The sequence below is a fragment of the Sorangiineae bacterium MSr11367 genome (assembly GCA_037157805.1).
In the GTDB taxonomy this organism is placed as follows: domain Bacteria; phylum Myxococcota_A; class Polyangia; order Polyangiales; family Polyangiaceae; genus Pendulispora; species Pendulispora rubella.
Genome location: CP089983.1, coordinates 7,584,952 through 7,598,190, shown reverse-complemented (window position 1 = coordinate 7,598,190; position 13,239 = coordinate 7,584,952). Strand labels below are relative to the sequence as shown.

General features: G+C 65.2%; 10 protein-coding genes. 1 reads left to right on the top strand and 9 read right to left on the bottom strand.

The features are described 5' to 3' along the window. Positions 1-723: 723 nt before the first annotated feature. Genes LVJ94_29365 through LVJ94_29355 form a run of 3 tightly spaced genes read right to left on the bottom strand, consistent with a single transcriptional unit; the run spans position 724 to position 3,275 of the window. Positions 724-1,215 (bottom strand): DUF2199 domain-containing protein, encoded by a 492-nt coding sequence (locus LVJ94_29365; GenBank protein ID WXB01016.1) that lies wholly within the window; start codon positions 1,213-1,215, stop codon positions 724-726. A gap of 9 nt (positions 1,216-1,224) precedes the next feature. Further along, a complete protein-coding gene (locus LVJ94_29360; GenBank protein WXB01015.1) occupies positions 1,225-2,028 on the bottom strand; it encodes a nucleotidyltransferase domain-containing protein in 804 nt (267 codons plus the stop codon). Beyond that, positions 2,016-3,275, bottom strand: a complete 1,260-nt coding sequence (locus LVJ94_29355; protein WXB01014.1) for a nucleotidyltransferase domain-containing protein — start codon at positions 3,273-3,275, stop codon at positions 2,016-2,018. The genes LVJ94_29360 and LVJ94_29355 overlap by 13 nt, the downstream gene beginning before the upstream one ends. Before the next feature lie 73 nt (positions 3,276-3,348). Between LVJ94_29355 and LVJ94_29350 the strand changes: the two genes are divergently transcribed. Continuing rightward, the gene (locus tag LVJ94_29350) at positions 3,349-3,594 is read left to right on the top strand and encodes a hypothetical protein (GenBank protein WXB01013.1); all 246 of its coding nucleotides are present in this window, start codon (positions 3,349-3,351) and stop codon (positions 3,592-3,594) included. Between the two features lie 3 nt (positions 3,595-3,597). Here the strand turns inward: LVJ94_29350 and LVJ94_29345 are convergent, their stop codons facing one another. Genes LVJ94_29345 through LVJ94_29320 form a run of 6 tightly spaced genes read right to left on the bottom strand, consistent with a single transcriptional unit; the run spans position 3,598 to position 13,234 of the window. After that, positions 3,598-4,797 carry a hydroxymethylglutaryl-CoA synthase gene (locus tag LVJ94_29345; protein ID WXB01012.1) on the bottom strand — a complete coding sequence of 400 codons (1,200 nt, stop codon included), beginning with the start codon at positions 4,795-4,797 and terminating at the stop codon, positions 3,598-3,600. Continuing rightward, positions 4,794-6,947 carry an FAD-dependent oxidoreductase gene (locus tag LVJ94_29340; GenBank protein ID WXB01011.1) on the bottom strand — a complete coding sequence of 718 codons (2,154 nt, stop codon included), beginning with the start codon at positions 6,945-6,947 and terminating at the stop codon, positions 4,794-4,796. Before LVJ94_29340 ends, LVJ94_29345 begins: the two co-directional genes overlap by 4 nt. A gap of 8 nt (positions 6,948-6,955) precedes the next feature. Next, a complete protein-coding gene (locus LVJ94_29335) occupies positions 6,956-7,723 on the bottom strand; it encodes a ubiquinone biosynthesis protein COQ4 (GenBank protein WXB01010.1) in 768 nt (255 codons plus the stop codon). 29 nt (positions 7,724-7,752) lie between these two features. Further along, entirely contained in the window at positions 7,753-9,036 is a 1,284-nt protein-coding gene (locus tag LVJ94_29330; GenBank protein ID WXB01009.1) for an FAD-dependent monooxygenase, read from the bottom strand. Further along, positions 9,033-11,549, bottom strand: coding sequence for a UbiA family prenyltransferase (locus LVJ94_29325; protein WXB10760.1), 2,517 nt, complete (start codon positions 11,547-11,549; stop codon positions 9,033-9,035). Before LVJ94_29325 ends, LVJ94_29330 begins: the two co-directional genes overlap by 4 nt. Beyond that, positions 11,549-13,234, bottom strand: coding sequence for a hypothetical protein (locus LVJ94_29320; GenBank protein ID WXB01008.1), 1,686 nt, complete (start codon positions 13,232-13,234; stop codon positions 11,549-11,551). The genes LVJ94_29325 and LVJ94_29320 overlap by 1 nt, the downstream gene beginning before the upstream one ends. Positions 13,235-13,239: the final 5 nt, after the last annotated feature.

Below are 13,239 nucleotides of genomic sequence, written 5' to 3'. Positions count from 1 at the left end.
GACAGTCGACGACCGAAAAGATCGCCGCGGCCCACTTTACGCAAAAGTCGCTGGACCGTGGCGGACTCGCGCCTCGTTTGCATGCGAGCCGTCGCAGCGGGACCATCCCGGCGATGCCGGCGCCCTAGGCCGTCCCCGACGGCCGTTCCCTAGGGCCCCCCCTGGTTTTCGCGGTGAAGCGCGACCGGAGTTCCCACGCGCAGGACGGCGGAGGACGGACAAACGGGGGCGTGATCGCGCGTTCCGCGCAACCTCACACGTGCTTCTTCTGGCTTTCTCTCTGCCAGATAAAAATGAGGGTAGGAAAAAGTCCGGTGGATGCGAGCAGTTGTTGCAGCTTCCCCAACTAGGAATTCCGCCACCGGTCGGCGCCCGCTGCACCTCCCGTCACCGCCCACGTGTTGTTCCCCCTAGCTGGACGCCGTTGGGCGTTGGTTCCCTGCCTTCGGGGGCACGCGGAGGGCTGTTGCCTCCCACTCAAACCTTGTGGCAACCCATCATCCTGATCTGCGACCTTGCGAGCGAGCTGTCCGGAGCAGCACGCGCCCAAGGCCTGACCGGGGCATTGCCAATCCGAGGCCAACCCTCTGCCATCGAAAAAATACGCCAATTCGAGCCGCGTCCTCCTGTCCCGGACAACCTTGTGCCTGTCCGAGACACCCACTGCTCGTTCTGTCGCGCCCGGCGGAACGAAAAGGGGAAGCCCGGTTCGCAGGATAGCCGCTAGTTCGGTGGCGCGTAATGATGAACGATGTCCCAGGCCGTCTCGACGCCGAGGCCGAAGCGTTGGTGCACGGAAAGGGGGTGCTCGGTCGGCTCGATCACGATCCGCGGCCGCAATCCCTTGCCGCGAAAGTGCGCCATCGTTTTCAAGTGCAGCGTGCCGCCGGGGTAATAGGCAATGCTCGTGCACAGCCATCCGAAGAACGGGCCGATTTCATCCGAATCGAAGTTCTGTAAATACTTTTCGAAGTTTTCCCTCTTCTGCGAGACCCACACGCCGAATCCGAAGCGTCCCGGCTCATGGTGAAGCGGAATTTCAATGACGCCGCGTATGAAGAAGTGCTCGTTGTCGATGATGCAGGTGTCGGACGTCAATTGTACCCGGCGCTCACGTTGCTCTTCGGGAACGTCCCACCAGGAGTCGGGCTTTTCGGCTCCAATGTCGGGCAGTTCGGCGTGAATGGAGCGGCACACGGCGCATTGATAGCCCATCGACTCAAGCTATCCCGAAAACTGCTCCTTGCGTACGCGCAGCAGCCACGAGCGAATCTCTTCCGTATTGGAGGGCTCCTCCGGAAGTGGGCTGGTGTCGCGCACGGTATCCAGCTTCTGGAACAAGGTGTCGATGCGCGGTTGCCACGCATCGAGCAGCGCCATGTCGACGCCGACGCGCTCGCCGGAACGTTTGTGCTCGACCAAGGCCTGAGCCTCGGAAAGATCGTAGCGAGCCATCAGCCGCGTGAGGTCCGCATCGAGCTCGCCGGTGGCGAGGAGATGAATGCCCGTGAGCGTCGTGCGAAGGACGTAGAGCAGCTTCTTCGTCGTCGGCTCCTTTTCCAGAAAGCGCCTTTGGTTGAGCGCGAATCCGCGGTAATGGCGGTGCACGCGGCGACTCAGTGCGCCGCGCACGATGGGGCGCAATTGGGCCAACAAAGGCGACTCGTGCGCAATCATCCGGCCGAGCACGCGTTCGATGAAGTTGCCATTGCCGGCGAGAATCCCGAACAAGGCATGCGCCAGCTCGTTCGACGTGTAATCGATTTCCACACCGTCGATGAATTCGGCGCGATCGACCGTCGGCGGCGGTGCCTCCAGTCCGAGAAGATCCTCGGTGCGGGCGACGTGAATGGCCTTCAAATCGAGATCGCTGTCGGGCGAGGGGAAGCCATAGGCGTGGGCTCCGCTCAAAAGGACGACCACGTGCTCGCGCCGCGACTCCTCTTCGGCGAGCACGTTCGTCATCACGCGCCGTTGCGCTTCATCGAGAGCTGCAAGCACGTCTTGGGAAACCGCTATTCGTTCCATACGACCTCCGGTGCCGTCGGCGCGTGGCGGCCGAACGGCCCATCCTGTTGGTGCACCCATCGGCGCGCGAGCTCCTCGCCGATGCGGCGTAAGACCGAATCTGCCCGAGCAATGTCCGGGCGCTTCGGCAATTTCGACTCTCGTTTGGCCAATTCCAAATCAGGGGTCATCGCATCGGCCTCGGCGAGTACCTCTTGGAGCGGGACGAGTCCTCGCTTGATCGCCAATAGCCGCTCCCGAAGTGCGCCCTCCATTTCGAAAACGGGTTGTCCTTCACGCAGCCAGCGCGTTGCCGTCGCCAGCAAACGTAGCAGATTGTACGCGTTCTTCGGACGCAATTCGCGCGGCAAATCCAGGTGGATCGATTCCTCCCGCGCGAATCGGACCAGGCTCGTAAACTCGTTGGCCTCGAGCAGCCCTTGATCGAACAGCGACCGATAAAGCTGTTTGACGTACTCCTTGGCCTGGTGAATTCGATCGGCCTCCGTGGGCGCCGCCCGCGTCGAGATGGCCGCGAGCTTCGCCGCCACGGCGTCCAAGGTCAGCTCGGGATCGGCGCGCAGCCAATCGAGAACGGCACCGCGATGCTCGGCCAGGCGCAAACCTTGTTCGAGCCTGCGCAGTTGACCGAGCGCGTAGCGGCCGAAGGTCCCGTAAATCTCCACCGACACGAAGGCTTCGCGCGCCTCGAGCAGCCATTCGCCGATGGGATCGACGGCACGCGCGTTGGGCAAGAAGAGCATTTCCAGCGTGTTCGGATCGGCTCGGAGCGCTTGCCGGAGCGCTTTGCCCGCGGCCCAGTACGTCGCACTTCCGTCGGCGCTCACCAGGTCTTCCGGCGGGGCGACCAGACCGAGCGTCCACGAAAACGGCAGCGCGAAGACGCCGCGATGGTCCTCGTCCGAGGTCTCGTCCGCGAGGCCCCAAGCCCGCGATCCCACCGTCGCATCGAGCACGATGCACGGCTCGAGGGCCTCCCAGGCGTGCGCCCGCCGCTGGGCAAACAGCGCCTGCCCCACGCGTCGCGGCGAAAGCTCCGAGCGCGCGTAGCGCACCACGCCGATGCCCACGATGGTCACGTCGACGTCGTCGCCGCTCGTGTGTGAGACGCGGCCGATGGTGCCTTGCGGAATGCGCCGCTCGGTGGTGGGCACCACGCGATCGACGCGTGTCACCACCTCCGTGCCATGCGGCAAGGTGATGGCGCGCGCGTCCAGGTGATCGAGGGAGCGGATCCGTAGGTCCATTGCCCGCCGCAGCATACGACAAGCTGGGGTCGATCGGCTTGCAGCGGCTGCGCGGCGGGCGTATGGCCAACGTATGGGAACGAGGGAGCAGAAAGAACTGGAAGATCTCTTCGACGAGCTCGACCAGCTTCTCAAGAACCGCGACGTGCAGGTCGACCTCGCTGAGCGGGGCATCAACGCGAGCTTGGCCATCGTGGCCGCCGAGGGCCTGCGCGCCTACCTGCGCGGTGAAAAGGAGCGGGCGGCGGAGGACTTTTCCACGGTCAGCGAAGAAATCGCCCACCGCGCCCGCACGTCGAAGGCCCACCAGCCTTCGTGACGCTTACTCCGTGTAGCCCGTGTAGACGCGACGCTCGCCTTCCACACCGAGAAAGGCGACGGTTCCCGCCCCGAAGTTCGCGCTCTCGATCGGGCGGCGATCGGCATCCGCGTCGGCCCGGCGAATGGCTTCGTATTCCGGGATGGTGTAACGGCGGCGGCCTTCGAGCGGTTCGGCGAGTCGTAGTGCGCGGGAGAATGCCCCGGCACCGGAGGCCACGCGCCCCGCGAAAAATTCGGCCGTGCAGCCCGAGCCGTAGCTGAAAAGTGCAACGCGCTTTCCCTCGATGCGGGATGCCTCCGCCTCGAGCAGCGATGCGAGTGCCAAGTAAAGCGAGCCCGTGTAAACGTTGCCGATCTGCGCGGGCAATCGGAGCGACGTCCCCACCTCCTCGACGTAGGATGCGTCGGCCTCCGCCTCGCCCTTGCCCTCGAGCGCCATGACGTGGCGATGCGCCTTTTTGGCCATCTTGCCGTAGGGCACATGGTAGCAGCGGCGCGCGATGGGCTCGCTGTAGTCCGTGCCGCATGCATGGCGCCACGCCTCGTAGGCGCCGGTCAGCGCATCGAGGTAGCACTGCACGGAATAGTGCCCGTCGACGACCGCCTCTTTCGAATGGAGCGGCCGCCAGAAGTCGTGGACGTCCCGCGCGTACGAGCCGGTCACACCGACTTCGAGCTCCACGAGACGCGGGTTCTCCGAGACGAGCAAGGCCACGGCGCCCGCACCTTGGGTGGGCTCGCCGGCGCTGCCGATGGCGTAGCGTGCGACGTCGGTGCAGACGACCAGCGCTTGCCGGCCGCGCGCCGAGCCGGAGGCAATCCAATCCACCGCGTTCAGCAGGCCCGCCGTCCCGCCGAAGCACGCATGTTTGGCCTCGAACACGCGGCATGCCGTGGGGAGGGCCAACAGGCCATGCAGGTAGGCCGCGATGGGCTTCGAATGATCGACGGCGGTTTCGGTGCCCACCACGCAAAGCCCGATGCGCGACGTATCGGCCCCCGACATGGCGAAAAGGCGGCGCGCGGCATTGGCGCCAAGGGCGACCGGATCTTCGTGTGCGCGGGCCACCGCCATGCGCTCCACACCGAGCCCGTCGACGAACTTGCCCGGGCTAACGCTGCGCGCATGCGCGAGATCGGCAAGCTCCACGTAGCCTTCCGGAACGGCGAGCGCGATGGCATCGATTCCAATGCGTTTCATAGTGTTCTCTCCGAGGATTGGACCGCCCATACTCGGACGGGCGAAGATAACTTGGCAAGGTTCGAGGGCAATACCTTGCGATCCACCGGCTCCGCGGAAGCGAAGCCAGCTCGTGCGAAAAAGCTGCGCACGTCGTCGATGCGGGGAAAGTCGGCGCGCGTTCCGCGTCCGCGGGTCGCAAGGCGAATCACGCCTCGAAGGACGTTCACCGCCAAGGCCATGTTCCCAGCTTCTTCCACCGTGCGCATGTCGCAAAGAAACGCTCCGCCGCCCGAAGCGGCAAGCCCTTTTCGAACCGAGGCCACGATGCGAGCGCGCTCGGCCATATCGAAATAGACGAGCACCCCTTCGGCGACGACGACGGGGCGCCGTGCCCCCTCGAGCTGCGCGGCGAGCCAGTCGCCAAAGCGCGCATCGAGAATGTCGAACGAGAGAAGGGACCATCGCCCGTCGAGCCGATCTCGCAGCGCGCGGGGAGCCGCGGCGAGCCGCGCATGTTTGGCTTTGACGATATTTGGCAAATCGACTTCGATGTAGCGAATCCCCTTTTCGGGGGCCCACGTGATTCCCCGCCGGGATAGCCCTGCACCGATTTCCACCACCCGATCCGGTGCCATGCGCTCCAGCTCGTGCTCGATGGCGAGGTGCCGCATGGCCAGGTATTGCACCGTCGAAGGCACGCGCGAAGAAAGAAGCGAGAGCCACTCGCCGGCCAGGCGAAACCCCCAGAAAAGCGCGGCCCCGCGGGCCGTTGCAAAGAGCTTCGCGTGCGGCATGCCGAGTCGGTGCCATACGTACGCCGTGTAATACGCCGTCGGTGCAATGCGCGCGTCGCCCTCGGAACGTATCGACCGATGGGCACGCCACGCGGAAAACGCGATATCGGGTCGAAGGAGCGAAATCGGATCTTCGAGCAAGTGACCGACCCGCACCAGTTGCGCGTGAACGTTCTCTCGTTTCGCGGCGGCGAACAGAATTCGATCCATCCACGCGTGGGCGGCTTTCGTCCACACCGCACGTGGTGGGCCCTTCGTACCGGGGTAGCGGTAGTCTTCGGCCGTGGCCATCGTCCACGGAATGCGGTTGGCGCGTGCGAGCCTTCTTTGAAACCGAGTGCTCGATGGCGCCGCGGCGAGGCATCGATCGAGAAGCTGCGCACCCATCGCCGCGAGGGTCATGCCCTGGCCATAGACCGGATTCAACGCGCAAACGGCATCTCCGAGCACGACGAACCGCGATGGCATTCGTCCCAGGCGTTCGTAATGGCGGACCCGGCTTTCATTTCGTTGGTAGCCGTAAATGCGGGACACCGCCCTGGCTTGCCGGAGAACATCGTAAAGCAGAGGGTCGGCGAGCGAGCGCGCGAATGCCAGAAAGCCTTCCTCCGACGTAGGCGGGTAGTCGTGCGCCGCGCCGGCGAGGGTGACCATCCACCGGTTTTTCTCGAGCGGCTGAAGGGCGCCGGCGCGCGGGAGATCGGGAGGGCGACTTCCGATGACCAGCGATTTCCAATTCCGCGGGACGCTGGGTGCCTCGTAACAACGGCTCGCGTAGCCGGCAAACGAGTCGACCGTGGTCTCCTCGACGCGCGCATAGCCGAGCTCTTCGAGCCATGCGGGCGTCTGGGATTGCCGGCCGGTGGCGTCGACCACCCAGTCCGCGAACACATCGCGCTCTCCGCGCCGACGATTGCGCACGCCGCAGACGTGCCCCGTGCGCGGATGCACGAGGAGCCCCGAAGCGTCGAAGCCCTCGACCACGCGCACGCGCGCATCGCGGAGTACCTGCCGGCGGATGCCCCATTCGAGAAGATCGCGACTGCACGCCACGGTGCGGTAGTTCGAGGGGGCGCGCGGGCACCAGCCGCCGGGGCCCAGACGGAGAATGTCATTCATCACGTCGATGGTGTGCGCACCCGCCCGGGTAAGCTCCCCGGCGAGATCGGGAAAGAGCCATTCCAGAATACGAAAGCCGCGCACGAGCAAACCGTGGATATGCCGCGCTTGCGGCACCCCGCGCCGGGAGCAGGCGCCTTCGGGGAGGTCATCCCGTTCGAGGATCGTGACGCGTTCGAAATGCCGCGCCAATACCCGTGCCGCCAAAAGCCCGGCGAGACCGCCGCCCAGCACCACCGCATGGTCCTTTGCCATGGCCACGTTCATGCCACCGCGGGGGCTCTTGCGGGCTTCTTCGTCAGCCCGAGCTCCTCACGGATGGCTTCCAATGGCGTGCTCCAATAATCTTCCCACGGCAGCGCCATCCCGAACCGTGCGGCCTTTCCACGGGCGTAGGCTGCTGTCCATCGGTTGTAGACCTCCCGCATGCCCAATCGCGCCGGCGCGCCCGCCACCGGCGGATCGAACGGCCGGCGAGCGCCGACGAACACCACGTACGGCACGCCGAGGACGCTGGCCATCAAATGCCCCAAAAGGGGGTGCTGGCCCAAGAGGAAGCCCTGCAATTCGAGCTCCCCGATGAGATCCATGCGGTAATCGGCCACGACATGCCAGATGTCGTGGGTTTGAAGCATGCGTTGCGCAACGAATTCGACCTTCGTCCGAACCTGTTTCGGCATCATGAAGGTTTTCAGATTTTGCGACCTGAAGACATGGGCGAGCTGGTGCCCCAGTGTCCCCTCGGGCAAGGCGGCGAGGGCATCGAAATCCATGGTCGTCCCGTCGAGCACGGGCCGCTCACGAAGCAATCGCCGGCCACCTTCGCTCTCTTCGAAGCGCCGGGACAAATCGCTGTATCCGTTGGCGTTGACGCACATCGAAAAGAGCTGCACGGAATTCGAATCATGCGGATCGTCCGCGATCACGCGGAGCGTGCGCACGCCCAGCACGAACCGCTTCCACAAAGGATACGTCTCTACCATCTCCTGGACGCTGTCGTAGCCGTCCGATTGAATCGTCGTCATCGCCATGATTGCTTCCTCTCACGTTTCGCCATGACTCACCCCAGCCCGATGTCTCGTGCGTTCGGGTCCGAGCGAAGCCCAAATTGATAAAGCCGGTCCCTCCAGGTGAATCGCCGCACGCCCAACCCCGATACGTTGTAGGCAACGATGTATTGGAGCCTTCGATTCTCGCGGTTCGAGCGGGCGATGTATTGGACGGCCCTCCGCAAAATCGAGGATTGCGACGTGCAATACACGGACATGTAGTGGCAGAGTCTCGCCGTATGCATGAACCGAGGCCGCCGGATGGTGTCGTACGCTTCGAGCGCGCGATCCACGGCGTCGCGGGATGGCATGGTTCCCGCGGCGTACCGGGCGAGTGCCCGGGACAGCTCGAACGCATCGGCGATGGCCGTGTTCATACCTTGACCCGCAATGGGATGAACGCAATGGGCGGCGTCGCCAAGCAACGCGAGGCCGGGTACGACCCACGTCGGTGCGCAGAAACGCCATGCGCCGAGGACTTGAGCGTGCTTCAAATCGCGCGGAAAATGATCCCCCACGATGCGCAATCCCGGCGCCACCCCGAGGAGCCGATCCTTCCAGCGCGCCATGCCCATTTCTCGAATCGATTTGAACTCCCCCTGGCGGATCTGAACGTAGAGGCGCGCGCGATTCCCTGGCATGGGGTACAGAACGCGGACTCCGTCGTCGGTCACGAAACCGAGATTGCGCGGTTCGAGCGAGGTGACGTTTTCCAGATCGAGGGCCATCAACTGGTGGCCATAGGCGATGGGCGTCCCGGCCATTCCCGCGGCCTCTCGGATCCGGGATGCCATTCCGTCGGCCGCCACCACCAGGCGCGCGCGGACCGTGTGCTCTGATCCATCGATCGCGATACGAACCCCGGTGGTGCGGCCGCAGCCATCGCGCAGAAGCTCGGTCGCTTGGGCACCCAGTCGAATGTCCGTCGCTCGCTTTGCGGTGTCGAATAGAACCCGTTTGATCTCGTGATAGTCGTGCACGAGCCCATGGTTGAAGGGGGGCGGAAGAAGCTCGTAATTCAACGTACCGAGCCATGTTCCGTTCGCGTCCAGATTGTCCATGCCGCGGATGGGGAGGGCGCCGCGCTCCATGAGAAGCGGCAGCGTGTCCCACTCGTGAAAAATCTGGATCGTATGCGGCTGTAAGAACTCGCCCCGGTGCACGCGCGTTTCGGTTCGCCGCCGCTCGAGCACGATAACGCGGTAGCCGAGGCGTCCCAGCGCGACGGCCAGGGCAAGCCCGCCCACGCCGCCGCCGCAGATCACCACGTCGCAGTCTTCGTCGTTCGCGCTCATGCTCCCGTCTGCGCGCCCCCGTTTCGGACCCATTGGATCAATTCATGTTCGGTGAGACTCCGTCCTTCGTCGCCCAGGCGTTTCACCGCCAGCACCACCTTGTCCAGATCCGACTCGGCGAGGGTGTGGTTTGCCCCGGCGAGCACGTGGGAAATGGCGGCCCGACCCGAGTGCTTGCCAAATACGAAGCGCCGGTTCATTCCGACGAGCAGGGGATCGAAGGGCTCGTACGTCGACGGATCGCGGACGATGCCCCCGGTATGAAGTCCACTCTCGTGGGTGAACGCGTTCAGCCCCACGATGGTCTTGTTGGGCGCCATCGCGAAGGGCAGGAAGGCTTGAAGAAGATTGGCCGCCGGTTTCAGCTCCGTGAGCTTCAGCCCCGTCGGGCGGCCGAGTTGCAACTCGAGGGCGCAGGCCACCTCCTCGAGGGGCGCGTTCCCGGCGCGCTCGCCAATTCCTCCCAAAGAGCATTGAACGGCCGATGCGCCGCCCTCCACCGCCGCCAGGGAATTGGCGGTGGCGAGGCCGAAATCATCGTGGCAATGCACGGCGATCGGAACGGACAATACCGCGGCGAGCTCCTCGACGAGCTTGCGCATGTTCGCCGGGGTCATGATGCCGACGGTATCGGGAATGCCAATGACCTCCGCGCCTGCACCGATGGCAATCTGACAAATCTTCTGGAGAAATTCTCGATCGGTGCGCGTTGCGTCTTCTGGCGCGAATGCGACCTGCACATTGTAACGCTTGGCATGGCGCACGCCCGTTTCGACCATTCTGCAAAGCTCGTCACGCGACATCCGGAGCTTTGCACGAAGGTGAACGTCCGACGTGCCCACGAACAGGGCGATGGAATCCGCGCCGCATGCACCCGCGAGGTCGATCTCGCGGGCGATGGGCCGGCTGATGACCTGGATGGACGCGCTCCTCCGCGCGTCGACGATGCGGCGAATTGCTTCGCGCTCTGCCTCGGACACGGCGGGGTATCCGACCTCGAGCAGGGGCACGCCGACGCGCTCGAGCATTTCTGCAAGTTGGACTTTTTGCTCCGGGGAGAAGCTCACGCCGGGCATCTGCTCGCCGTCCCGGAGCGTGGTATCGGCCACGACGATCGGGCGCTTGGCGTCGGGTAGGGCGTCGACCGATTTTGCGGGCGCGACGGCGGTGACCGGGGCGTGTGCTTCGGTGATGGCCAGGATCAAGTTGAACAGCCGACTCAGTCGCAACATGTCGAGCGGCGAGCACGCCAGTTGAACGAGACCCCGGCTGTACGCGCCCACCATCGACAGGGTGCGCTGGACGAACACTTGTTCGAACACGGCGGCGGTCGCTCGGATCCCGATGGGGGTCAAAGAGCTCGCGTGGAACCCGTCGGGATCCAAACGCCGGATTGCGCCGCCGCGTGCTTCAAAATGCGTGCGAAATTCCCGATCGCTCAAGACGATCTCGCAGCGGCGATCCCAACGCCGCACCATGTCCGGGGTGCGCGGATCGGTGGCGAGGCGGGCGAGGGCGGTCTCGATGAAGCCCTCGACATCGACCTGGGAGGTCGCTGGGGCGACGGCCGTGTCGCCGGCTCCAAATTCGTGGCGCGCGCGGAGCTTCACTTGTGCCCAGTGCGCGATCCCCACCAGCGGCACGGTGAGCATGGCGGCGGCGGGGGCACCGGCACCCCCCGCAACCAGCGCGCCCGAGAGCACCATCCGCTCCAGCACGAAGCACTCGTGGGCCCGAAGCGCACTCCGGCGATCGTCGGGATGGCGCGTCACCGTCGCGATGCCGGCGATGGCGAGCAGCAGCGCGGGTACGTAGAGTACGTAGTAATCGAGCCGCATCGGCGCCCAGAGCGGCAAGGTCGCGGCGAAGAGCTGCCAGCCGAGGAGCAGCCCGATGCTGATGCGCACCGCGGCGTTGGTCCCGTAACGGACTGGCACGGTGATGCAGCCGCCCTCGCGGTCTCCGTGCACGTCGCGGATGGCGCCGACCAGGTTCGTCGTCATGTCGTGGAGGAAAAACACGAGCACCACGATCCCTGCGCGGCCTAGGCCATCGACGGCTGCAAAGCCGAAGAGCACGGTGAAGGCTGCGGGAATGCCGCGCATGATGTTGCCCGCGATGGCGCGCCCTTTTGCGATCAGCGCATAGGCCACGGACGCGGCCATGCATCCGCCGGAGAGAACGACGTTCGCGAAACCGAGGTACGCGGCCCCGAGGAGGCCGAGGTACATGCAGCCCATCATGCACGCGAAGGCTTCCTTCGGAGAGATTCTCCCCGACGGAATGGGCCGGTGTGCCTTTTGAATGGCATCGAGCTCTCGGTCGAAATAATCGCAGCCATAAAGGCCGGCGAGCCATCCGAGTGTGGGCACGATGAAGATCAACGCGGCTTTCCCGGGCGCCGGCAAACCGCGATGCACCAGGGTGGCGCTCGCGAGTGCCAGGAGCCCCGAGTAGAACGACGTGTAGGGTCGCCACGTTTCGACGTGGGCCATCAGCTTGCGCCCGAGCATCACGTTTCACCCCTCCCGCGATGGAAGCGCCCGAGGGCCTCGAGCGCAAATCCATTCGCAATATGGTCGCTGCTGTAACTAAGGTGCGAATAGTAATGACAGATGACGCTCGGTTCCCAGGTGCCTTCCGCGTTTTGGTGCTCGACGAGCCATCGAGCCGCCGCTTCGAGGCGCGTGTGGCTCGAGGGAACGCCGCCCGCGGCCAGTGCGGTGAGGGCCCACGCGGTCTCCTCGACGGTGCTCGCGGTACCGCGCAGACTTCCCCATCCTCCGTCCGAGTTTTGATGGCGCAGAAGCCACGCACGGCAGCGCACCGCCACGGGATCGTACGGGAGGCCGAGCGCGGCATACGCGTTGAGCACCCATGCCGTGCCGCACGTGAAATGGCGGAACCAGAGCGTGGGAACGGCGCCGTCGGGGCGTTGGACGCGCGAGAAATAGCGAAGGGCGTTCCGAATGCATTTGTCGCGCGGGCCGAATCCGCCCGCCTCGCGCAGCGCCAGGACGGCGTGCGAGGTCAATGCCGCGCAAGGTTGGTCCATCGACAGGCGACCGTTGCGCAGAAAGCCTCCCCACGAGCCGTCGCTATTTTGCATGGCCAGGAGCCAGTCGCACCCGCGAACGACGGCCCCTCGATGTTCGGGCCGGCCGAGGCGCTCGAGCGCGAGCGTCGCGCAGGCCGTGTCGTCGGCATCGGGCCACCCCGAAGGTCGCGCCCACGCCCAACCCCCGGCGGGAGCCCCCGTCGCCTCCCACGGTCGATCGTGCTGGCCGGATGCGATCCAATCGGCGGTGCGCGCGAGTCGAGGATCGCGGATTTTGCCCGCCGCATGCAGGCCGCGAAGAATGTACGTGGTGACCGAAAGCTCGAGATCGCGGTCGATGGGCCAAGAACCGTCCGCCCGCCGCGTCTCGACCAGGTACTCGAGGCAGCGATCGGCCACCGCGTGCCCGACATCGGCCTTGCGAAGGCCGATGTAGACGCATGCCGTGAGGATCGCCGACTCCTCGTACCCGCCATTGGAGCCTTGTGTTTGCTCGAGGAACCGGATCGCCTTCGGCTCGGCGATGCGTTGGAGCCATTGGACCCGCCGCGACGAGCGAGATTGCCGCGACTGCATCATGCCCCAGGAATAGACGCAGGGCGCACTGACCGCGAACCAGCGGCGGAACCTCTGGGGAACGAGAATGAGCTCGGAGGGCATGCGGTGGACGCGGTCGGCGTCATAGAGGCCCGCCATGGCCATGAACTGCAGACACAATGGGAAGATCGAGCACCGCTCGAGGTCGCGAAGGGCCTCCTCACCGCCTTGGAGCTCGATGAACGCGAGGCCGCGTGAAATGGCATCCACCGAGCGTTCGCGCTCGAGGATCGCGAGGATGGGAACCGTGATCGCGGTGGCGTTCAGCGTGCCCGAGTCCACGACGGCATCCCCCCAGCTTCCGTCGGCGTGCTGCGTGGCACGAAGCCACGCGCATCCTTCGGCGATGGCCTTCGCGTGGCGCACGGGATCGGCCAAGTGCAGCGAGAGAAGCGCGGGCGCCGTCGCCACCGCGGAAGAGGACAGATGGTCCACCCACGAACCATCCTTGCGCTGGGCGCGGAAGAGTGCGTCGGTCGCGCGTCGTATCGCCGTTTCGACCGCGTCGACATCGCTGTCTCCGTCGATCGTTGCCCCGGTCATGGCGA

Coding starts and splice junctions, on each gene's coding strand:
- LVJ94_29350 (WXB01013.1), top strand. CDS start 3,349: ATGGGAACGAGGGAGCAGAAAGAACTGGAAGATCTCTTCGACGAGCTC.
- LVJ94_29330 (WXB01009.1), bottom strand. CDS start 9,036: ATGAGCGCGAACGACGAAGACTGCGACGTGGTGATCTGCGGCGGCGGC.
- LVJ94_29355 (WXB01014.1), bottom strand. CDS start 3,275: ATGGACCTACGGATCCGCTCCCTCGATCACCTGGACGCGCGCGCCATC.
- LVJ94_29365 (WXB01016.1), bottom strand. CDS start 1,215: ATGGGCTATCAATGCGCCGTGTGCCGCTCCATTCACGCCGAACTGCCC.
- LVJ94_29320 (WXB01008.1), bottom strand. CDS start 13,234: ATGACCGGGGCAACGATCGACGGAGACAGCGATGTCGACGCGGTCGAA.
- LVJ94_29360 (WXB01015.1), bottom strand. CDS start 2,028: ATGGAACGAATAGCGGTTTCCCAAGACGTGCTTGCAGCTCTCGATGAA.
- LVJ94_29335 (WXB01010.1), bottom strand. CDS start 7,723: ATGGCGATGACGACGATTCAATCGGACGGCTACGACAGCGTCCAGGAG.
- LVJ94_29340 (WXB01011.1), bottom strand. CDS start 6,947: ATGGCAAAGGACCATGCGGTGGTGCTGGGCGGCGGTCTCGCCGGGCTT.
- LVJ94_29325 (WXB10760.1), bottom strand. CDS start 11,549: ATGCTCGGGCGCAAGCTGATGGCCCACGTCGAAACGTGGCGACCCTAC.
- LVJ94_29345 (WXB01012.1), bottom strand. CDS start 4,797: ATGAAACGCATTGGAATCGATGCCATCGCGCTCGCCGTTCCGGAAGGC.